Below are 21,222 nucleotides of genomic sequence, written 5' to 3' on the forward strand. Positions count from 1 at the left end.
TTCGATTTAATCACGAAATTCTTTGCAGAATAATGAGACATGCCTGCGCTAAGTGCTACAATCACTTTTTTGTATGTTGAGAACGACTTCGTCTTATGCTTTTGCTTATTATATATGTGCTCATTGCACTTGGTTTTTCGTTTATATGTTCAATTGCGGAAGCCGTAATACTTAGCGTTTCGCAAGCGTATATTTCGTTACTAGAAAAAGACGGGAAGCCCTCCGGCACACTGCTGGGCAAATTAACCAGCGACATCAATAAACCATTATCCGCAATACTCACCTTAAACACCGTTGCACACACAATGGGCGCTGCGGGTGCTGGTGCTCAAGCAGCTGCGGTATTCGGTGATGCCTATTTGGGGATTATTTCTGCAGTGCTTACCCTTCTGATCCTTGTTTTTTCCGAGATTATTCCAAAAACACTCGGCGCAACCTATTGGCGACGATTAGCCCCAGCAACGGCGCATTTTCTCAAATATTTAATTATTGTTTTGTATCCATTCGTAAAAATGTCTGAAAAATTAACCCGTGGATTTAAAGAAGACAGTCCGCTCAAAGGCTTAAGCCGAAGCGAGTTATTGGCAATGGCGGAGTTGTCTGGTCAAGAAGGGCAATTAGCCAAACAAGAGTCACGTTTTTTAAAGAACTTATTACAGTTACATGCGTTAAACGTAAAAGACGCGATGACTCATCGTACGGTCGTATTTTCAGCCCCTGAATCAATGTCAGTCAACGACTTTATGAAACAGAAATTACCAACTGAATTTTCTCGTATCCCCATTTACGAAGATGACCATCGCGAAAATATAAGCGGCTTTGTTATTAAGTCCGACATCCTATTGGCTAAAGCGAATGGCGAAGGTGATAAGAAGCTTAGCGAAATGAGTAACTCCTTACCCACCGTTTTAAGCAGTATGCCATTATCCAGCACATTCGATCAGTTTTTGAAATCTCGCATTCATATGATCTTAGTTGTAGACGAATATGGCGGCTTAGAGGGCTTGCTGACGCTAGAGGATTTACTCGAAAGCCTTTTAGGTATCGAAATAGTAGATGAAAGCGACACTAACGTAAGCATGAAACAGCTTGCAAAAGTGATGTGGCGCAGACGTGAACGTCGCCTTTTGACCAAAGACAGTGATAAATAATCTGTCTACATAAGACAAGATCAAGTATTGTTTTTGACCTTGTCCGTTTTGTTGGTAGGTTCGAACTCCTGTAAAACTTGGTGCCAAGCCGCTAAGTGATTTGCATAGTTTTGTTTTAGCTGACTACTCACTTCTTCAACATCTAACAAGTCCTCTGGAATTTCTGCTAATATACGCCAATGATTAAGGGTATTTGTGGCCGCAGCGCAAAGCTGTGAGATAGATGCGTGAGCCTGTTTTGAGTTTTCAATATTGTGGTCAGTTTGCGTGCAAAGTAATGCAAGTGGAGAACCAGTGATCGGTGCCATGTTCTTGGTTACCAGATAATCCCTTAATAGCTGTTGATAGTTGTCGTTGTCCTCGTCAATATCTTTGCCACTGTCGTTTACTTCTTGAATAATCGCATGGGCATAACCCATTGTGTCGAAGGTACTTAGGTGCAATTGTTGGAATATACCTTCCTTCGCTTGCAACCTAGGGTCTACAAATTTTTCATCAGACATTTATCGTCCTCCATAAGCAATGTGAAATATTAGCACGAAACCTGAAACATGTATTCTATACGTCAGATAGTCAATATTGTTTTCTCTTATATATAAAAAACAGGAAAAAAAATAAAAATCACACTGCTAAAAATTAATTATAGGGAAGTGTTTGATTATACCTGTCCTAGCTAGACCAAGGTCTTATATTCCAGTTTGATTGTTCCTCTATCCTAATAACCTTTAATGCTAATGGAGTTTGTAATGAGTTTCCGCGCGAGTGCTGTGCTATTAATATCTTTGTTTTCGAGTTTTTGTGCGAAAGCGTCGCAACAAATGGACGCTGTTGAGTCAAGCATTTTAGATTTAACAGCGACAGCCTATGGTTTTATTGCAATTACAATTTTTGTCATTGCTTATGTCTTTGTCATCTTAGAGGAAAAGCTACACTTACGTAAATCGAAACCAGTGTTGCTAGCTGCCGGTATTATTTGGATTTTGATCGCTGTAGCTTACTTAGGACAACCCAATCATTTGCTTGTAGAGCAAGCCATTCGACACAACTTCTTGGAATATGCCGAGTTGTTTTTCTTCCTATTGGTTGCAATGACATACGTAAACGCGATGTTAGAGCGCGGTGTGTTCGATGCCCTGCGTGATTTGCTCGTCAGCAAAGGCTTCAGTTACAAAAGCTTATTTTGGTTAACGGGTGTGCTGGCATTTTTCATTTCGCCAGTTGCCGACAATCTAACAACTGCACTAGTGATGTGCGCAGTTATTATGGCGGTAGGTAAAGACCAACCTAAATTCATCGGATTGGCTTGCATTAATATTGTTGTGGCGGCTAATGCGGGTGGTGCTTTTAGTCCCTTTGGTGATATAACCACACTGATGGTTTGGCAAAAGGGCATTCTTGAATTTTGGACATTCTTTAAGCTATTTATCCCTTCTGTAGTCAACTTTTTGATACCTGCCTTTATTATTAGTTTCGCCGTTCCACCTGGCAAGCCTGTAACGCAAACTAATGCTCCAATTTTCAAGATAAAACAAGGTGGATTAGTCATTGTCGGTTTGTTTCTTGCCACCATAGTCACCGCGATTAGCTTCCATTTAGTGCTGCATCTACCGCCAGTATTTGGCATGATGACAGGTCTTGCCTATTTGAAGTTGTATGCTTTTTTCCTCAATCGACAGTCTCAAAATGGGGACCAAGACCCAGATGCTTCTCCGGGCTCAACGCCAAATGGTAGTTATGGAAAATTTGATATCTTCAATAAAATTGCACAAGCAGAATGGGACACATTGTTCTTCTTTTATGGCGTTATTTTAGCCGTAGGTGGTTTAGGGTTTATGGGTTATTTAGGCATGACATCTGAATTCATGTATGGCCAGCTAGGTGCATTAAATGCCAACATCCTAGTAGGTATATTATCAGCTATTGTGGATAATATTCCGGTCATGTTTGCGGTGATCACCATGAATCCTGAAATGAGCGAAGTTCAATGGTTGTTAGTAACACTGACCGCTGGCGTTGGTGGAAGCCTGCTTTCTATTGGCTCCGCAGCGGGCGTTGCATTAATGGGGCAAGCCCGCGGTCATTATACGTTTTTTGGTCATTTAAAATGGACTCCTGCCATTGCGCTAGGTTATGGCGCTAGTATCGGCGTTCATATGCTTTTGAATGGCTAAAGCTGCGCTCTTATGCAATATACAAAAAATGGCTGCTTGGACAAACTAGCCCACTGAATTTATACATTCTTGGGCGCTTACTTTTATCTTATTTCGTTAAGGTGTAACTTTTTGGCTTGAATTTTGGCATAATACCGCCACTTTTTGCGGTACACGCAAAATCACTATATTCACAAAAGTGAAAATGGCTTGAGGGGCATAATGAAAGCATTAGATATAAAGGGCTTGGCGAAAACCTACAAAGGTGGAGTGCAGGCTCTAAAAGGGGTTGATTTAACGGTTGAAGAAGGTGATTTTTTCGCCTTGCTAGGACCCAATGGTGCCGGTAAGTCCACGGCCATTGGGATTATTAGCTCTCTAGTTAATAAATCTAGTGGCAGTGTGAAAGTATTCGGGCACGATCTAGCGACTGATATTGTTAATGCTAAAAGCTGCATTGGCCTAGTGCCTCAAGAATTTAATTTTAATCAATTCGAAACTCTATTCCAAATTGTGGTCAATCAAGCCGGTTATTATGGTGTTCCTCGTTCAATTGCAAAAGAGCGTGCTGAAAAGTATCTCAAGCAATTAGACCTGTGGGACAAACGGAATTCTGCAGGTAGAGAGCTATCAGGTGGCATGAAACGCCGTTTAATGATTGCTCGTGCGTTAATGCATGAACCTCGTATGCTAATACTTGATGAACCTACTGCCGGTGTTGATATTGAAGTACGTCGTTCAATGTGGACCTTCCTCAAGAAAATCAATGAGGAGGGCATTACCATTATTTTGACCACGCACTATCTGGAAGAGGCAGAAATGTTATGTCGAAATATTGCCATCATTGATGAAGGGCAAATTGTTAAAAATACCAGCATGAAAGCCCTATTGGCCACCTTAAACGTTGAAACCTATGTGTTCGATATTGCATCGGGTGCAAATAAAATAAGTATTGAGGGTTTTGAGACACGAGCTAATGATGACCAAACCTTAGAAGTCGATGTACTCAAAAAAGGAGGCTTAAATCCGGTCTTTGAGGAGCTATCAAAACGAAATATCCAAGTGATGAGTATGCGCAATAAGTCGAATCGACTAGAGGAGTTATTTGTGCGCCTAGTCGAAGCAAATCAAGCAAAAGGAACTACCAATGAGTAATCGTAATATGACGGCGCTCTATACCATTTGGATTAAAGAGTGCACTAGATTTTTACGCATTTGGGTACAAACGTTAGTACCGCCTGCTATCACAATGTCGCTTTATTTTGTGATTTTTGGCAAGCTTATGGGGGACAGAATAGGTCCAATTGACGGCTCTAGTTACATGGAATTCATTGTTCCCGGATTAATTATGATGGCAGTAATAACGAGCTCATATTCGAATGTGTCGTCTTCATTTTTCAGTGCAAAATTTCAGCGTAATGTTGAGGAAATACTCGTCGCTCCAGTACCAACATGGGTTGTTATTATGGGCTTCGTAGGCGGTGGCGTTGCGAGAGCTTCTATTATAGGCGTGGTTGTTATTTTTGTATCAATGTTTTTTGTTGACATAAAAATAGCGCATTATGCAGTAATTATCGTGACTACTTTACTCACCTCTATCTTGTTCGCTACAGCAGGTTTAATCAACGGTATCTACGCCAAAAGCTTTGACGATATCAGTATTATTCCTACCTTTGTGTTAACTCCTCTCACTTATCTCGGGGGTGTATTTTATTCAGCATCGATGCTAGAAAAAGTATTTAATGACTTTTGGCAGGGTGTAATTCAAATCAACCCGATTTATCATATGGTGAATGCATTTCGTTACGGTTTTTTAGGTAGCGCTGATGTTAATATTATATTAGCGCTTAGTATGTTGGTTGGCCTAAATGTGCTTTTGTTTGCTGTTGCTTACCGTCTACTCTCTACCGGCACTGGTATTCGCACTTAATGGAATCGAGTCCAAGAGAAATTACAACGGATCAGCTTGGCATCCACAAAGACCTTGCTGATATTGTAAATAAGTATCGACACTCTGAATTTAAAAAGCCGATCGCTGAACATACTCAACAAACCTTCGAGGCGGTCATTGAGTGGCTAGGTAATTGGCAGGGTGACGTTATCATTGATGCTTGTTGTGGTGTGGGCGAGAGTAGTATCGTACTCGCTCAACAACATCCGTATGCTAAGGTTATTGGTATTGACAAGTCGGCGGTGCGCCTAAATAAATACACACATTACAAACGCCAAAAAAATCATAATAGCAGTGATAATGCCAGGGTATTTCAAGCTGACCTGAATGATTTCTGGCGGTTAATGGCGGAATATCTGAAAACAGCGAAATGGAATATAAGTAAACAATGCCTGTTTTATCCCAATCCTTACCCTAAAAAAGCTCAGGTTCAAAAGCGTTGGCATGCGAGTCCCGCATTCATCGCTCTGCTTGGTTGTTCAACCAATATTGAAGTTAGAAGCAATTGGCTCACTTATCTTGAAGAATTTCAGCAAGTACTGAATATTAATGGCGTAAAAAGCCGAATTTATCCCATTAACGGTGCTCCAATTACGCCGTTCGAACGAAAATATACTGAATCAGGCCAACCATGTTGGCAGCTTCATACGCTTGCTGAGGGCGAAGACAGATAAAAGCCTTGTCCATAATCAATCCCCAGTGAAGTGACTAACTCAAGCGTTGTTTTGTCTTCAATGTGTTCAGCAACCAGTTTTGTGTTATCGATTTTGCATAACTCGACAAGTTCAGTCAGTACTTTTTTATCTACGTGGGGGCTATTTATCATTGTTCCTGAAAGCTTAATAGCTTGAATTTTCAACTTTAGTGCTTGCGTCAAAATAGCACAGGACGTTGACACATCGTCTATGATGATAGTCAAATTTGGGCAGTTTTCATTCAAATGAGCAATTACTGCAAAGTGCTTTTTCAAGGTTGAATGGGAAATTTCAATGCCAAATAGAGTCGTCAATGTGTTTTCATGAGAGCGTATCAACCAAGTCACTAAAGACTCGTCATTTAAATCTTTTTCGCTCAGGTTGATACTCCACGGCATATTGCGGTGAACGCAATAGCGGCGACTTTGTTCATACATATGATGTGTTAATTCGGTATTCCAATTCTTTTGTTCAACAATGGTCAAAAACTCACTAGGTAAAAAAATATGTTCATTGTCACCCAATAATCTGGCCAAGCACTCATATCGCCACACTCGGTTGCTTTGCAAATTCATTATTGGCTGAAAGTAGGGAACAACGCGCTCCATTTTGAATTCTGTTTCGAGCTGTGAGTGACCCATTTAAATACCTTGTCCTAATTTTGCGAAGGTTCAAACTTAATTGTCTGTTCAATATATATCAGTTCTAACCGCAAAATCTTGAGTGTTTTCAATAAATTCTCCTATATTTACATTAATTTAATGTGTTTTGTCGATAATTGTCACATTCAGTATCTTGGTATTGATGTGGAAGTGGGGTAAAATTAAATCCTGAAAGTTTTCACCTAAGGTTACAAATTGGCAAAAGCAGAAGTTAGCTTAGAGCATTTATTTAGAGTTTTTACTAAACCTGAGCATAGTGATTCAACGTTAGCCAAGATTGAAAGGCATTTATCTGACAATATTTCAGACTTCCTTTCTCAGCATGTGGTCACAAAAAAGACCTCTTTAGAAGAGATTGAAAAAGATTTCTCGAGTGCATCTGTGCCTGATAGTCCTGAATTTGTTTCTGAGCACGCAGAATCATTACTTAATAAATTGGTGGCTCATTCAGTTAATACCTATTCTCCCACGTTTATAGGCCACATGACGTCGGCTCTGCCTTACTTTCATTTAACCTTAGCCAAATTATTGGTTGGCTTGAATCAAAATCTGGTCAAAATTGAAACCTCAAAGGCGTTTACACCACTCGAACGACAGACCCTTGGCATGATGCATAATTTGATTTATCAGCAAGATGATAAATTTTATGAAGATTATCTGCACAGTGCAGATCATGCATTGGGATCCTTTTGTTCGGGTGGCACGGTCGCAAACATAACAGCGCTGTGGATTGCTAGAAACCAATTATTGGGTGCCGATGGAAAGTTTCCGGGTGTCGCAAAAGCAGGTCTTGCCGCCGCTTACCGTCATTACGGTTACGAGAATATTGGGGTGATGTCATCTAATCGAGGACATTATTCATTGTCTAAAACAGTAGATGTATTGGGTATTGGTCGCGACAATATGCTTACGGTGCAAAGCCCAACGCAAAAGCTTGATCCACAACAGGCACTAAAGCTAGGTAAGGCTTATCAAGAGTCGGGCAACAAATTACTTGCCATTATTGGGATAGCAGGCACGACTGAAACCGGGCATGTTGATCCATTAGATGAACTTGCTGATGTAGCAAAAGAATTGAATTGCTGGTTTCACGTTGATGCCGCTTGGGGCGGTGCAACGTTGTTTTCAGAGCGTTATCGCAGCAAATTGGCGGGCATTGAACGAGCCGACTCTGTTAGTATCGATGCGCACAAGCAAATGTATGTGCCAATGGGCGCAGGTATGGCCTTATTCAAAGACCCAAAGCATAGTAATGCAGTGCGTCATCATGCGCAATATGTGTTGCGTGAGGGTTCTAAAGACTTAGGCGCAACCACGCTTGAAGGTTCGCGTAATGGTATGGCCATGATGGTGTATTCTTCATTACACATTTTGGGTCGTCGAGGCTATGAGCTTCTTATTAACAAAAGTATTGAGCTAGCGTTTGAATTTGCCGAGATGATAAACGTTCATCCTGAATTTGAGCTAACCACGCAACCCACTTTATCTTTACTTACCTATCGACTTAGGCCTTTTTCGTTATCTCAGTTGGCAGGCATGCCGGCATCGGATATTACCAATATCAATAACAGATTGAATAGTTTAACGGTGTCGGTACAAAAGCAACAACGTGAAGCGGGGAAGTCGTTTGTATCCAGAACACGGATTGAAATTGAGAAATACAATGGTGAGGCCATTACTGTATTTCGTGTGGTTTTAGCTAATCCTTTAACTACCAAGGAACATTTGTCTGACATTCTTCAAGAGCAATTAACGATTGCGAATAATAACAGAATTTGGAATGAACTTTCCGTAAACCCAACATCGAAAATAGCCTAGCTTTGTATTTTTCATTGTGAAAATGCAAAGCTACTGCGTCTTTATCACTCCTTATTGTATGATCTACAATTGCTTCTTCAACTTGTGGACTTGCTTTTTTAAGTTTTTATTGTCTGTTACCAATACACTCATCAATAAATCTGATGCCGCCTTTTTATCACCTGATTGTATATATAACTCCACAATTCTTGCTTTTGCCCACTCCATGTTAGGCAGGTTATTGGTATCAAGTTTACTACTTTCAACAGCGGCTTGTAGCTTATCCATTGCAGCGAGCCCCTCTTCAGTATTTTCGTTGGTTACCACTGCCGTGCGACCCACTTGATAAAGTGCATTTAATTTTGCACTCATATTTCGAATGTAACTGTTTTGTGTTTCGCCTGTTATAGGGTCTATTGCGAACTCTGGTTTAGGCATCTCAGCAGCTTGCTGGAATAGAGGTAAGGCTTGCTTGTAATCTTCCTGCTGTGCATAGTAAGTAGCTAATCTAAACACAAAGTTAATCTCATATGGAAAGTCAGTTATGGCTTTTTGCAATGCTTGAGTGGCTTTTTCGGGTTTGTTGGTCATTTGGTAAAACGCAACTTGTGACGACACTCCTTCTAGCGCATCTGCTTTTTGAATTGCTTTCAATTGCACCAAAGCAAGCTCTTCATCGCCTCCCGCAATTGACGGCGCAGCAAGATAGAAACTCATCAATGCTTTGCGATATTTAACCATTGTTGGCTCAAGTTCAGTTGCTTTTACAAAACTATTTAACGATTTTTCGGCGTAGCCTAAGGCACTAAAAATTGAGCGTTGTGCTTGGTTTCCCATAATAACACCGCGTAAATAATGCAGTTTTGCGCTTTTTGGAAAAGCGCTTACCGCCTCATTAGCGGCTTCTTCAGCGTCATCCATATCGATGTTTGCTAAGTTTGAAATTATTGCGGCGTAACTAGCAGGGTTTTTAGGAGCGGCTTTTAATAGAGTAAATGCATCCTTGTACTTACCTTGAGCATTCAATGCTTTTGCTTTTAGTACAATGGAATTAGCATCTAGGGGTAATGATTTTTGAGTTGCTGCAAATACTGAAAATGACGATAGACTTGCACTCAGGCTTACGCTGAATAGTATCAAGAATATGCCTGCCGGTAATATATTATAGGGTAATAGAGACATAGTAATTCCTTTTAAATGTAAGCCATTTTTGGCCATATGAGCATTCTGTTTTTATGCTCCTAGCTTAGAGCGTTGTACGTGAACATCAACTGAATGTGGCTATTGTCGAGATTTAGTGTAGTTTGGCGTTTTATTTGATTTCTGTCGCAGTTCATTTTCGGCTAGCTAAAAAAAAACTGCATAAACGGTGCTTTTTAGGGTGAATAAAGACTGCTTTTTTTGAGCATAAAATTATTTATAGTTTACAATTCATTTTTTGCATCCACCCTGCTGAGTTGCTCGTTTGGTTAATTAAGTGAAATAGAGGATTGTTATGGAACACGAAGAACTATTTTTTTTGCTGAAGAAAGTTGCTGCAGGCAACCAGCCCGCTTTTAACCAACTATACAGTATTACCAGTGGGCAACTTTTCGCTGTTGCACTTAAAATGTTAAAAAATAGAGATAGCGCCGAAGAAGCTTTGCAAGAGGCCTACGTTAGTATTTGGTATAAAGCTGATTACTATAAAGAAGGTCAGGGTACAGTACTAACTTGGATGGTGAGCATCATTCGTTACCGTGCTTTAGATATGTTGCGAAGCCAAAAGGTTAAAAAAGAAGACGATTTATCCGAGGACATATTGAGCGAGTTAGACGCAACAGAAACGACTGAATCTGGATATGATATTAAAATTGAAGGTTGTATGAAAGAACTTGACCAACAGCAAAGGCAGGCAATTCATCTGGCCTATTTCAATGGCTTATCGCATTCCGAAGTGGTGGAACACTTGGATCATCCTTTAGGCACTATCAAAAGTTGGATTAGACGTGGATTAACCAGTTTACAGAGGTGTTTAGGTATATGAATTACGACAACCCACAATTAATATCTGCGTTGGCAGCCGAATATGTGCTTGGCACATTGAGGGGCAAAGCCAGAGAAAGATTTGAAGCGTTAAAATTTGAAAATGAAAATGTAGTCAAAGAAATTAAGTATTGGGAATCACATTTAAATGAAATGGCTTTGCATCTTCAGCCAATTGAGCCAAGAGAGTATGTCTTACAAAATATACGACAACGATTAGGGTTTGTTGGCGCCGAAACTAGTGGTAGTGATGTCCCCGTGAATACAGGCAGTGTCAGACAATTTAAGCAACATAAATCGACTCAAAAAGATAAACATATTGTCTGGAAATGGTGGTCTGGGCTGGCCACAGCAGCGGCACTAATTCTTGCAGTTTTGGTCTCAAAAAATATCAAGGTTGATACTACGCAGCAAGTTCAGAGCCTTGCAGTAATAAGCAATGAAGACGCGCAAATATTGTGGTCTATCGATGTTTTGGCCAACGATATAAGAGTCAAAGTGACTTCTTTTGTACCAAACCTGCCAAATAATGATTATCAACTTTGGATAGTTCCTGCTTCAGGTGCCGCTCCTATTTCAATTGGTGTAATGCAGCAATCCGGTGAGTTCTATTTATCGAAGCCGGTTGAGTTTGATAATATTGATATTGCGGCACTAGCGGTAAGTAAAGAACCAAAAGGAGGTTCACCTAATGGAGCCCCGACAGATGTTCTTTATGCTGTTGAACTTGCGTTAATGTAAGTAAAGATACACGCATGGAGCAGCATTTATTGCTGCTCCAACCATCCCAAGAGTCGATTTCAATCCCCCTTTAAAAATTGTTTAATAAAAAAAATTCTTTTGCATCCAATACAGACCCTCATGCGTTTGGTTTCCTGAATACCTAATTCATACCAATAAAGGAAATTATAATGATAAACACACGAAATACTAAAATAGCACTTGCTATAACTGCAGTGCTAACAGCTGGTGCAGCAAACGCATCAAGTCACCGTGAAGCGCCAAACATTACTAAAACACCAACAGTAGATTCAACAGATTTCTATATGTTTAATAGTTATGAAGAAGGTCGTGGCGATTTTGTCACCATAATTGCTAACTATATTCCTCTTCAAGATGCATACGGAGGTCCAAATTATTTTGCAATGGATCAAGATGCTACATATAGCATTCACATTGATAATGATGGCGATGCAAATGAGGACCTTACTTTTGCTTTTAATTTTACTAAGTCTAGTCCTGGTATTGCATTAGATATAGGCGCTGAAGGCGATAAGAAGTCCATCGCTGTACCTTTAGTGAATGTTGGCGGAATTTCTGCAGGTAACGACGGCGCAGCAAATTTCTCTGAAACTTACGAGGTGTCTTTGATTGAAGGCTCAATGAGAAACGGAACAAGAACGGCAATAACCAGAACAAGTGGTGCAAGTGTTGCAAGTGTTCAAAGTGATTATGGCAGCCAATCTACATTTGAAAAGCCATTAGATTATATCGGTAATAAAACATTTACAGATGAGGCCGGTTATTCTGCCTACGCAGGCGCTTACATCTATAACATGCAAATACCAGGTTGCTCTACTGAAGCAAAAGTTTTTGTCGGCCAACGTAAAGACGCATTCGTGGTTAACTTAGGAGAAACCTTTGATTTAGTAAACTACGTTCCTGTTGAAGGCGATAGTGTCCGAGGAAATGGGGATGGTAATGGTTTTCCAGATGGTATTACTCAAGATTCGACTAACGATGACTTGATAGATAAAAATGTGACAAGTATCGCAATTGAAATACCTAAAAGCTGTATAACTGGGGAAGGAAACGGCGTTGTCGGTGGTTGGACTACGGCAAGTTTACCGCAAGTAAGGATTCTTAATCCAAACGCTACTTTCGATAAGCCGGCAAAGAGTGGTGGTGCACTAACACAAGTATCTAGACTGGGTTCACCATTAGTTAACGAACTAGTTATTGGTTTAAAAGATAAAGATGCATTCTCTTCATCACATCCAAAAGATGATGGTCAATTTGCTGATTATGTAACTAACCCTTCTTTACCTGAGTTGTTGAATATTTTGTTCTTAGACGCGGTCAATGCGCGCACTGGCGCTGGATTTGAAACACTTGCTCCAACTAACTTCCCTAGAGTCGATTTGGTAACTGCATTCTTAACTGGTTTTCCTGGTGTGAATCAAATGTCTACGGTTACGGCATCTGAAATGCTACGTTTGAATACCGGTATTGCTGCGAGACCAGCTACTGAGCAGAGCCCATTTGGCATCGCTGGCAATGATCTTGCTGGTTTCCCAAATGGTCGTCGTCCGGGTGATGATGTAGTGGATATCGCATTACGCGTAGTTATGGGCGCACTGTGCTACCCAATTCCTATCAATGGCGAACCACAAAACTTAGGTCTTTGTGAAGAGAGTGACGCGAGTGTTGGAAATCAAGCCTTTACTGACGGAGCGCCAAGCGACGCTAGTATGATGATGACAGCTTTCCCGTACTTAGCTACTCCAATTGCCGGTTCTAAGTAATAACAGTTAAGGAGACAATTATGAAAATTAAAAAGTCTGTAATCAAAGTGGCGATAGCGATGGCTGGTGTTATAAGTTTATCTGGCTGCTTCGATAGTGATAATGATAAAGCGGCAACTGACGTTGCAGTAGCTCCCGCCCCAGTTAACGAAGCCCCTATCGCAACGTCTGTCGAGTTAACTACGCAAACTGAAGTTGCTATCACGGACCAGTTATCGGGCTCAGATCCTGAAGGGCAAGCACTTACCTTTGAGCTCTCTTCAGAGCCTCAGTCTGGCAGTTTGACGATTGATGAGGATGGTATGTTCACGTACCAGCCATTCAATGAAGTGACGGGATCTGATGCGTTTACATACGTAGTGACCGATGTTGGTGGCTTAGAGGCATCTGCAACAGTTAACATCACTATCGAAGTGTTGCAGTTATCATTCTTTAACTATAGTCGTCAGGCATTTACTGCACCACAGAGTGATAAACCATTGTCGCTAAATGGCAGAGAGCTGGCTCAAGATTCAAATGATCAAAGTGATTATCAGGATTTGTTAGACGGTAACTAAATGGATTTTGCCAAGGATGGCATTTCTAATTCTATTGATCCCACTATTTATTTCTAAATTTATTACTAGGAGTACCCCTTCTCGTGAAACGCATGATTTTACTTTTGTTACTCCTTCTCGTCTGTTCTAACAGAGCCTTCTCATCAGAGCCTTTCGTGCCTCATTCATCTGAATTTGTGGTGGCTAAATGGCCAGTACAAACATCAGGTTTAAATGTAAGTAATCAAATACAAAATCTACTCAATAACGCTTCTTATCCTGGCAATAGCGCAAATTATTCAATTGCCGCAAGCCTACTTAAACAATCCTCCACTGAAGATCTCTTAGTGCTGGACCGATTATACTATGAGGCCGTCATAAATCAGCATTATCATCGATTTGAAGAGAGTAAAGAACTGCTCCTTACTTTTTTGAAAACACAAGCTAAGAATCCTAATGCGTTGTTATTACTGTCCAATATGTATTCTGTTTTAGGAGAGCATCAACTCGCTGAAAAGATGTGTATTCGTCTCATCTCAATCGCTCCGCAAGCTTTCGTCGCTACTTGTGTACTCAATGTAAGAGCCCAAGAGGGTTATTTAAAATCAAGTCTGGAACAACTATCTACATTTTTGAAAAACAATGATTTAAGCGCTGAAAGTAATGAAGGCCTAGCCATATGGTCAGCAGAGACTCTCGCTAGCCTTGCCAGAGCGAATGGCGAACTTAAGCGCGCACAGCAAATACTCGCACCTTATATCGACAAAAAAGTGCCGGTCAGTTTTTGGGTCCTTTGGTCTGATATTCAACTCGAATTAGAGGATCCAGAGCGGGTAATGAATCGTCTTAAAAGTCTTGTTAAAAGTTCACAGAATCAGGACGATGCTCTTATTTTAAGACTTGCTTTAGCAGAACAGCGATTAGTTCCGCTAAGAAGTGTGTGGCTAGAAAAGGTGCGTGCAAGAATTGATTTGAGAGAATCTAGAAATGACACAGAACATGCTTTCGACATTGCCCTTTATTACTACTTTATTGAACGTAAATATGAAAAAGCACACTCTTGGGCTCTGATTAATTGGGATCAAGCGAAATTATTAGACGATAAGAATTTATTAAAAATGACTCAAGATGCTTTGCAAATACCTCCTGCAGATAAACAGTTCATGGGCGACGATAAATGATTATTCGTACTATTTTTTTTATATTCTCTTTGTTGTTCGTGAATAATTTAGTCGCGCATGAACTAAGCACAACTTTTATCGCGGCTAAACTTAGCGAAGATGGAAGTTTAAACGGGCAGGTAAAACTTGATGTTTTAGACTTAAAAGAAGTGCTTACACTTGATATCGACGCCAACGGTGAATTAACTTGGGGGGAACTTGAAGTGAGTAAAGCCATCATCCAGACCTATATTTCTAATGGTTTACGTTTTTTCGCTGGCACCGATCAATGTATGCTCAACTTGAATAGCCCGCTTGAGCTACAAGAGCTGAATGGTGTTACTTATCTAGTTGTACCTTTTTCTTCACAATGTCCAAAAATGAGTAAGTTAAGTTTTGTGTATTCACTACTTTTTGATGCAGCTGCTAATCACAAAGCTATTTTCAGTTTGCTTGTCGACTCACAGCAACATGTTTTTATAGTAGACGATAAGAACAGTCGAAATTCGATAGATATTAGTTTAAATGAGAACTCATCATGGGCTACATTTGGGGCGTTTATTTACCAAGGTATATTTCATATTCTTATTGGTCTTGATCACATCCTATTTTTATTCACCCTATTATTAACTTTATGTCTCTATCGTCACCTAAATGAGTGGAAGAACATAGAGTCTAAAAAAATCATTATTAGAAAAATACTGGTGATTATTACTGCATTTACCATTGCACATTCAATCACCTTATCAGGCACGGCACTTGGTCTTATTCCAGTTATGGGGTCTTGGATTGAAGTCGCTATAGCTGCGTCAATATTATTTAACGTTATCAATAATTTATTCCCGATGATTAAAAACTTGGGCTTCATTACGTTCATTTTTGGTCTAATCCACGGTATGGGTTTTGCGGGGGCATTGTCCGAGTTTGGTTTTACCAAAGAGCATCAATTATTAAGTGTACTAGGTTTTAATTTAGGTGTGGAAATAGGGCAGTTGGGTCTTTTAATCATTTTCTTGCCTATTTTGTTATGGTTAAGAAAAAGCAATTATTACAAATGGTATGGTATGCAATTGCTGTCCCTTTTGGTCGGAGGACTCGCTATATACTGGATACTGGAACGGTGGTAGAAGTCTCCACTTCGTGAATGTCAAAACTCTCAAAATTGCGTTTCGATAGTTAACGTAGTCAGCATGTTGGCAATTTTTTGTTTTTGAATAGACATTTCAATCGATAATTAATAAAGGAAAGCGGCGTCATAAAAAAATTAAACGCAATCTTTACAATGGTTTGTTCAGTATTTTGGGTGGTAAATTAAACTTGTCAAACTAAATCCATTTTTGGCCTTCATTTTGTGTGCAATTATTGCAGAGCATTGATATCCTATTATCGACTAATAATAGTAATCAACTTGTGTTACCGAATAAGTAGTTGGTGATGATAAGTGAAGAAGAAGAAGTGTGCTAAAAAAAATAACCATAGTCATGCTATTGGTTTGCGTTAGTTTACTTGTGGATGCAACTCAGCTATTGACTAAAGATAGCCAAACTAAAATCAACTCGGTGGCAGCGAAATCAGCGAAAGTGAAATTAGTGAGTTCTCAACAAGCCAAACAATATTCAAGCTATAAGCAAAAAAAGGCTCAGATTGCCATCATTATTGACGATATCGGAAACAAACGGGCCGATGCCGATGCTTTTTCTCTCCCTGAAAAAGTCACCTTTTCGATATTACCGCACGCACCTTTTTCGACGCAATTTTCAAGCTATTCCTATCATCAAGGGAGAGAAGTTATGCTGCATATGCCGATGGAGTCATTGCATGGCGACGCACTCGGCGATGGTGCTTTACTCGCTAGTATGTATCCTGAAGAAGTCGAAAATAACTTATTGTCAGCCTTAGAGTCAGTACCTCATGCCATCGGCGTGAATAATCATATGGGCAGTAAATTAACGCAAATTACCTTGCAGATGAATGCAGTTATGGATGTTCTTTATAAACATAACTTATACTTCATTGATAGCCGAACGACCAAGTTTACTAAAGCACATATAATCGCTCAGCAGCATGGTGTGGCTAGTGCTCAGCGACATGTATTCCTTGACCACCATGCAAATGAAGCATTCCTTGAAAAGCAATTTGACCAGCTTATTCGAAAAGCCAGACGCGATGGGTCGGTGATTGGTATAGCCCATCCATATAAAGTCAGTATCTTATTTTTACAACGAAAGTTGGCTCATTTACCTGATGATATTGAGCTCATTACGGTGAGTGAATATCTGTCCAAAGGTAGCCGCGAGAGTATCGATAGCTTTGAACAGCCAAGACTCGCAAAAGAAACAATGTTACCGACAACTGACATTGCACCAGAATAAGCTCCTAGGGTAAATACACTCGTATCGTTTTAATACTTTTACACTTCTCAAATTAGATGTTATATTATAACGATGCATAGGCACGTGCCGACAAGTTCCGGCTTTTTTGAGAAGAGTAAATGAACAGCAAAGTAGCTGACCTTAAACCAGAAGTACTAGAAGCAGAAATTGGAGCACTTATATCCGTGCAACCTGCTGTCGCGGCTAAAACGCAAAATGTAGTTTTAGATCGCATGGGCATTTGGACGTCTAGCATTTGTGCCGTACATTGTTTACTTTTACCAATTTTGCTGCCCCTTGCGCCCTTAGTTGCCAGCAGTGTTTTTGCTGAAGTATGGTTTGAGCGTATGATACTAACATTCTCAATTTTGGTCGGCTTTGCCGCCTTGTTTGTCGGTTTTCACAAATATCATCGTCAACTTTATCCTTTATATTCACTTGCACTTGGGGGGTTAATATACTGGAATAAGGATATATTTGGTCACGAATATGAACCCTTTACTATTGCGATTGGTGCTTTCCTCATTGTTGCCGCTCACGTGACTAACATGCGTTTGTGTAGTAGTTGCAAAACTTGTGAAGATGAATGTGGGTCAGCAAACTAGTACATAGTATCTACCCTGATGACTCACTAAGCCCTTCTAAACTTAAAAAGTTTGCGAACAATGCGATGCATAGTGCTAAACACGACGCCTTGCAGATTAAATTCTACCACGACTTAAAAGAAACTTTCCACGCTGAGCTTTGATACCAGTACATTAATAACTACCACTATTTGTAAAATGTATTTTTTTGGATATAGCGCTGATTTTTTTGGCTTTTAAGAATGCTTGATTTACTATCACCCGCAGGATCATAAAACAAATTAAGAAAACATGGATTCTTTGACACAAGTCGCCTTGGGTGCAGCCGTTGGATATGCTGTACTAGGAAGTAAAGTTGGTCGTAAAGCCGCTGTCTGGGGCGCTGTTTTAGGCACATTACCCGACTTAGATGTGTTTTTACCCTATGCTGGGGAAGTAGAGGCATTTACCTATCATCGCGGCTTCAGTCACTCTCTTCTCGTTCATCTTCTTGCTAGCCCCTTTATAACTTGGTTAATACTGAAACTGCATACGAGCGACCAACAGTATAAAAAAGAGTGGTTTTGCTTAGTGTTTTTAAGTTTATCGACGCATGCAATTCTTGATAGTTTGACTGTGTATGGCACTCAATTAATGTGGCCCCTCACTGAATATCCATTTGCTGTCTCTAATCTGTTTATCATTGACCCCATGTATACTTTGCCTTTATTGCTGGGCATCGCTTTTGCGCTATTTCCAAAGGTAAAAGCCACGACAGCTCGTCACATGAATTTTTTAGGATTAGCGTTAAGTAGCATCTATATTTGTTGGTCCCTTATCGCTAAAGTTGCTATTGACCATAAACTAGAAACTTCGCTGAGCGAACGCGGCATACCGGCAAATCATTATATTAGCACTCCTGCGCCGTTGACTACCATGCTTTGGCGTATCGTGGTTATGTCTGACGGGCATTATTATGAGGGCTATGCTTCTGTTTTTGATGCTCCAAAAGATATCACCTTGGATGCTTATCAAACTTATCCTGAGCTATTGAATGACATTCAAGATGAATGGGGTGTTAACCGCTTGCAGTGGTTTACTCGGGGATTTTACTCAGTGCGGCAAAAAGAACAAAAAGTGATTCTGTCTGACTTACGAATGGGAGCTGAGTGCAGTTATGTATTTAACTTCGTGGTGGGCGAAAAAACAATGTCGGGTATTCAGCTAGGAGACTTTGAGAAAGTAACTGAACGGCCAGACTTAAGTAAGGTAGGCCGTATTTGGGATAGGATTTGGGACCCTAGTGTTTCGTTGACTTCGTCTTTAGCTGCCAATGATTGCGAGGAAAAAACAATTCGTTACTAAAAACTACTTTATGAGTTTCTTATAACCAATAAGTTGGGGCGGTGCCAAGGACTCTCTACAATTCTACCAGTGGTACGTAGCACTTAACGTGTATTGTTCTCCTCGGCCGGGTGTGCCAGGCACCTCTTCAAAAGATTCATCCCAAAGATTGTCTGCCGCAAGTATAATATCCAATCCTTTCAACTGCGATGGAGATATCTTTAACGTAAGGTGTGTAAATAATGCATCGTCATCACCGTTGCGTAGCGTATTTTCTTCTTGTTTACGCCACTCGTTATCAACACGGAATTCAACCATGCTGGTAGGGCGCCAAATAACACCTAATGTTACGCGATGATCGGGGTAGTTCAATGCATAAAAGCTAGCATCGATATCTGCAGTGGCATAATCTTCAGATTTATTAAGGAAGGTATAGCTGGTAATGATCTCTGTATTGTCTAAACGCTTTATGGCAAGTAGCTCTAAACCTAAAGTTTCTATATTGACGGGGTTTGCAGAGCGCGCAGAGCTTGAACTTAAACTATAAGTCCAATCGGTTAAATCATCATCTTGTCGATAAAAAATAGCAGAATCAAGACGCCAAGTGTCTCGATCTAATGCCAAGCCTAATTCAATGTTTTTAGTAGTTTCTCGCGCAAGATTATAGTTACTTCTGAACAGCCCACTTGTATTACTGCCACCGATAGCCGTATAACCAGGCACTTGACTGGCTTGGGCATAAGAAAGATAGACAGTTTGCGAGGTATCGTCAGCATTGATCGTGTTCAACGTTATATCAGCAATTAGCGACGTTTCGGAGCCATCTCGGTTAGTATCGTCAAAAGTCGCGCCAAGGCGATAAGTTAACTGTCGATCATTTTGCAGATCCATGCGGTATTCAGGTAATACACTAAGCTTGTAATAATGACGAGAGGTAAAGTTATTTTCAAGCGTGGTTGATTCGATACCGTCTGCTATAAACTGCGCTGAATAATTGAGTGCAAAGGATACTGTTTGTAAATGGCGGCCAGAAAGGGCTATCGATTTAACATCAGTTTCGTGAAAAGCTTCGAATATATCAGGGTTTTCACGCGAAAAAACATAATGGTCACGATGACGACGATAGTAAGTGGAAATTTCAAATAGGCTGTCTTGTGCATAATATTGTTTATGATTAAGTATGAATAGTCGCGCTTTAAGGTCTTCAGTTTCATTGACATTAAATGGTGTGTACATATTTGGCCAACCAAAGAATTTTTCTTGAGCACCAAAAAACAAGTCAGTTTGTGATGATGGTCCAACTAACTGAATACGACCAGAAGCACGTTGAAAATCGTGGTCGCCATTTTCTATAGTACCGTCACTTTCAGAGCGAGAGAGCTCACCTTCAAAACCGATAGTCCAATCTGTAAAGTCAACCAGTGCCAAAGTCACACCACTGTGAATTCGTTGTAAATTAAAGTTGTTATTACCTGCGCCAAGAGAAACGCTACCTGAGGTTTTTATGGGGGTCCATTTTCGGGAAATAGTTCCTACCGAGCTGTTAACACCAAGCAGTGCATTGTCTACGCCTGTTAGAACGTTCGCGTTACTTAACATTTCTTGAGCAATAGGAATTTCCGCAAAATAATGCCCAGTTTGCGGATCAAATAATGTTGCACTGCCTATTCTAAATCCTGTATTTTCGAAAATGCCGCCACGGATCGTCACATCGGCTTGAGCCTCTGCCATATTGCGCGACTGTAGATCAACGCGTGGATCATATTCTAGATTTGAAACTAGTGAACCGAAGGTTCCTACAGGTTTGTTATTCGCCGTTGCTGAACCCTCAACCGTAATTTTCTCAATATGACTCTCTTCATCGCTATTGTCGGTTTCATCAATTGCTGATGAGAAAGTCGATGCGCTAAACAACAAGGCAGGCAAAGCAATTTGTACAATTCGAATCATGTTAATATTCTCTATTTGTGCTGTCAGATCTATTAGTAACAACGATTATTTTTTTACCATCTCATGCGACCATATGATCATCTAGCAGAAAGTATCATTCTTCCTACTAGCGTTATACAACGGGGTTTACTATATTGGCACAAGCAAACGAAAATATCGTAAAATAGTGTTGAGGTTAAGTTGAAAGGCAGTAGTCGTTACGTTAATCAATATTGTATCTCAGCGGGGGAAATATAGCACATGATAACTATTCACAATGGGTGAAGGTTACATGGAATAACGAAATTTCCTTAGGTCCGGTATGTGTCCTTTCTTTACTTGGCGAAAGGCTAACTCAAAAG

19 protein-coding genes are annotated in these 21,222 nt (G+C 40.3%); 15 read left to right on the plus strand and 4 right to left on the minus strand.

Annotation, left to right across the window (positions count from 1 at the left end):
* Positions 1-95 precede the first annotated feature (95 nt).
* Entirely contained in the window at positions 96-1,151 is a 1,056-nt protein-coding gene (locus G399_RS0110965; protein WP_006009885.1) for a CNNM domain-containing protein, read from the plus strand.
* Positions 1,152-1,171: 20 nt separating this feature from the next.
* On the opposite strand, the gene G399_RS0110970 is transcribed toward G399_RS0110965, so the two are convergent.
* Positions 1,172-1,654, minus strand: coding sequence for a hypothetical protein (locus G399_RS0110970; RefSeq protein ID WP_006009884.1), 483 nt, complete (start codon positions 1,652-1,654; stop codon positions 1,172-1,174).
* A 243-nt stretch (positions 1,655-1,897) separates the two neighbouring features.
* Between G399_RS0110970 and nhaD the strand changes: the two genes are divergently transcribed.
* The 4 genes from nhaD to G399_RS0110990 all read left to right on the plus strand — a co-directional run bounded on the left by nhaD (position 1,898) and on the right by G399_RS0110990 (position 5,926).
* Positions 1,898-3,322: a sodium:proton antiporter NhaD gene (gene nhaD / locus G399_RS0110975; protein WP_006009883.1), complete on the plus strand. Its 1,425-nt coding sequence runs from the start codon at positions 1,898-1,900 to the stop codon at positions 3,320-3,322.
* Positions 3,323-3,523: 201 nt separating this feature from the next.
* Positions 3,524-4,456 (plus strand): ABC transporter ATP-binding protein, encoded by a 933-nt coding sequence (locus G399_RS0110980; protein WP_006009882.1) that lies wholly within the window; start codon positions 3,524-3,526, stop codon positions 4,454-4,456.
* Positions 4,449-5,231 carry an ABC transporter permease gene (locus G399_RS0110985; RefSeq protein ID WP_006009881.1) on the plus strand — a complete coding sequence of 261 codons (783 nt, stop codon included), beginning with the start codon at positions 4,449-4,451 and terminating at the stop codon, positions 5,229-5,231. Before G399_RS0110980 ends, G399_RS0110985 begins: the two co-directional genes overlap by 8 nt.
* The gene (locus G399_RS0110990) at positions 5,231-5,926 is read left to right on the plus strand and encodes a methyltransferase domain-containing protein (protein ID WP_006009880.1); all 696 of its coding nucleotides are present in this window, start codon (positions 5,231-5,233) and stop codon (positions 5,924-5,926) included. Before G399_RS0110985 ends, G399_RS0110990 begins: the two co-directional genes overlap by 1 nt.
* Here the strand turns inward: G399_RS0110990 and G399_RS0110995 are convergent.
* Positions 5,896-6,588 (minus strand): EAL domain-containing protein, encoded by a 693-nt coding sequence (locus G399_RS0110995; protein ID WP_006009879.1) that lies wholly within the window; start codon positions 6,586-6,588, stop codon positions 5,896-5,898. The two genes, G399_RS0110990 and G399_RS0110995, sit on opposite strands and share 31 nt — an antisense overlap.
* A 216-nt stretch (positions 6,589-6,804) precedes the next feature.
* Here G399_RS0110995 and panP point away from each other — a divergent pair, with 216 nt between their 5' ends.
* The gene (gene panP / locus G399_RS0111000; RefSeq protein WP_006009878.1) at positions 6,805-8,427 is read left to right on the plus strand and encodes a pyridoxal-dependent aspartate 1-decarboxylase PanP; all 1,623 of its coding nucleotides are present in this window, start codon (positions 6,805-6,807) and stop codon (positions 8,425-8,427) included.
* 63 nt (positions 8,428-8,490) lie between these two features.
* Here the strand turns inward: panP and G399_RS0111005 are convergent, their stop codons facing one another.
* Positions 8,491-9,588 (minus strand): tetratricopeptide repeat protein, encoded by a 1,098-nt coding sequence (locus G399_RS0111005; protein ID WP_006009877.1) that lies wholly within the window; start codon positions 9,586-9,588, stop codon positions 8,491-8,493.
* 313 nt (positions 9,589-9,901) lie between these two features.
* Between G399_RS0111005 and G399_RS0111010 the strand changes: the two genes are divergently transcribed.
* The 9 genes from G399_RS0111010 (at position 9,902) to G399_RS0111050 (ending at position 18,952) form a co-directional block, all read left to right on the plus strand.
* Entirely contained in the window at positions 9,902-10,432 is a 531-nt protein-coding gene (locus G399_RS0111010) for a sigma-70 family RNA polymerase sigma factor (RefSeq protein WP_006009876.1), read from the plus strand.
* Positions 10,429-11,172, plus strand: coding sequence for an anti-sigma factor (locus tag G399_RS0111015; RefSeq protein ID WP_006009875.1), 744 nt, complete (start codon positions 10,429-10,431; stop codon positions 11,170-11,172). Before G399_RS0111010 ends, G399_RS0111015 begins: the two co-directional genes overlap by 4 nt.
* A gap of 170 nt (positions 11,173-11,342) precedes the next feature.
* Positions 11,343-12,956 carry a DUF4331 domain-containing protein gene (locus tag G399_RS0111020; protein WP_006009874.1) on the plus strand — a complete coding sequence of 538 codons (1,614 nt, stop codon included), beginning with the start codon at positions 11,343-11,345 and terminating at the stop codon, positions 12,954-12,956.
* 20 nt (positions 12,957-12,976) lie between these two features.
* A complete protein-coding gene (locus G399_RS0111025; protein WP_006009873.1) occupies positions 12,977-13,513 on the plus strand; it encodes an Ig-like domain-containing protein in 537 nt (178 codons plus the stop codon).
* A 92-nt stretch (positions 13,514-13,605) separates the two neighbouring features.
* Positions 13,606-14,673: a tetratricopeptide repeat protein gene (locus tag G399_RS0111030; protein WP_226988933.1), complete on the plus strand. Its 1,068-nt coding sequence runs from the start codon at positions 13,606-13,608 to the stop codon at positions 14,671-14,673.
* Positions 14,670-15,779, plus strand: a complete 1,110-nt coding sequence (locus G399_RS0111035; RefSeq protein WP_006009869.1) for a HupE/UreJ family protein — start codon at positions 14,670-14,672, stop codon at positions 15,777-15,779. Before G399_RS0111030 ends, G399_RS0111035 begins: the two co-directional genes overlap by 4 nt.
* A 330-nt stretch (positions 15,780-16,109) precedes the next feature.
* On the plus strand, positions 16,110-17,024 hold the full coding sequence (locus tag G399_RS20635; protein WP_026843658.1) for a divergent polysaccharide deacetylase family protein: 915 nt from the start codon (positions 16,110-16,112) through the stop codon (positions 17,022-17,024).
* Between the two features lie 119 nt (positions 17,025-17,143).
* Positions 17,144-17,629: a MerC domain-containing protein gene (locus G399_RS0111045; protein ID WP_006009866.1), complete on the plus strand. Its 486-nt coding sequence runs from the start codon at positions 17,144-17,146 to the stop codon at positions 17,627-17,629.
* 270 nt (positions 17,630-17,899) lie between these two features.
* Positions 17,900-18,952, plus strand: a complete 1,053-nt coding sequence (locus tag G399_RS0111050) for a metal-dependent hydrolase (protein WP_006009860.1) — start codon at positions 17,900-17,902, stop codon at positions 18,950-18,952.
* Positions 18,953-19,015: 63 nt separating this feature from the next.
* Here the strand turns inward: G399_RS0111050 and G399_RS0111055 are convergent, their stop codons facing one another.
* Positions 19,016-20,881 (minus strand): TonB-dependent receptor plug domain-containing protein, encoded by a 1,866-nt coding sequence (locus tag G399_RS0111055; RefSeq protein WP_006009858.1) that lies wholly within the window; start codon positions 20,879-20,881, stop codon positions 19,016-19,018.
* Positions 20,882-21,222: the final 341 nt, after the last annotated feature.

The sequence above is a fragment of the Brumicola pallidula DSM 14239 = ACAM 615 genome (assembly GCF_000428905.1).
GTDB lineage: Bacteria > Pseudomonadota > Gammaproteobacteria > Enterobacterales > Alteromonadaceae > Glaciecola > Glaciecola pallidula.

What these genes read in the sequence shown, in the direction of transcription:
- G399_RS0110965 (WP_006009885.1), top strand. Translation starts at nt 96, where the DNA reads ATGCTTTTGCTTATTATATATGTGCTCATTGCACTTGGTTTTTCGTTT.
- G399_RS0110970 (WP_006009884.1), bottom strand. Translation starts at nt 1,654, where the DNA reads ATGTCTGATGAAAAATTTGTAGACCCTAGGTTGCAAGCGAAGGAAGGT.
- nhaD (WP_006009883.1), top strand. Translation starts at nt 1,898, where the DNA reads ATGAGTTTCCGCGCGAGTGCTGTGCTATTAATATCTTTGTTTTCGAGT.
- G399_RS0110980 (WP_006009882.1), top strand. Translation starts at nt 3,524, where the DNA reads ATGAAAGCATTAGATATAAAGGGCTTGGCGAAAACCTACAAAGGTGGA.
- G399_RS0110985 (WP_006009881.1), top strand. Translation starts at nt 4,449, where the DNA reads ATGAGTAATCGTAATATGACGGCGCTCTATACCATTTGGATTAAAGAG.
- G399_RS0110990 (WP_006009880.1), top strand. Translation starts at nt 5,231, where the DNA reads ATGGAATCGAGTCCAAGAGAAATTACAACGGATCAGCTTGGCATCCAC.
- G399_RS0110995 (WP_006009879.1), bottom strand. Translation starts at nt 6,588, where the DNA reads ATGGGTCACTCACAGCTCGAAACAGAATTCAAAATGGAGCGCGTTGTT.
- G399_RS0111005 (WP_006009877.1), bottom strand. Translation starts at nt 9,588, where the DNA reads ATGTCTCTATTACCCTATAATATATTACCGGCAGGCATATTCTTGATA.
- G399_RS0111010 (WP_006009876.1), top strand. Translation starts at nt 9,902, where the DNA reads ATGGAACACGAAGAACTATTTTTTTTGCTGAAGAAAGTTGCTGCAGGC.
- G399_RS0111015 (WP_006009875.1), top strand. Translation starts at nt 10,429, where the DNA reads ATGAATTACGACAACCCACAATTAATATCTGCGTTGGCAGCCGAATAT.
- G399_RS0111020 (WP_006009874.1), top strand. Translation starts at nt 11,343, where the DNA reads ATGATAAACACACGAAATACTAAAATAGCACTTGCTATAACTGCAGTG.
- G399_RS0111025 (WP_006009873.1), top strand. Translation starts at nt 12,977, where the DNA reads ATGAAAATTAAAAAGTCTGTAATCAAAGTGGCGATAGCGATGGCTGGT.
- G399_RS0111030 (WP_226988933.1), top strand. Translation starts at nt 13,606, where the DNA reads ATGATTTTACTTTTGTTACTCCTTCTCGTCTGTTCTAACAGAGCCTTC.
- G399_RS0111035 (WP_006009869.1), top strand. Translation starts at nt 14,670, where the DNA reads ATGATTATTCGTACTATTTTTTTTATATTCTCTTTGTTGTTCGTGAAT.
- G399_RS0111045 (WP_006009866.1), top strand. Translation starts at nt 17,144, where the DNA reads ATGAACAGCAAAGTAGCTGACCTTAAACCAGAAGTACTAGAAGCAGAA.
- G399_RS0111050 (WP_006009860.1), top strand. Translation starts at nt 17,900, where the DNA reads ATGGATTCTTTGACACAAGTCGCCTTGGGTGCAGCCGTTGGATATGCT.
- G399_RS0111055 (WP_006009858.1), bottom strand. Translation starts at nt 20,881, where the DNA reads ATGATTCGAATTGTACAAATTGCTTTGCCTGCCTTGTTGTTTAGCGCA.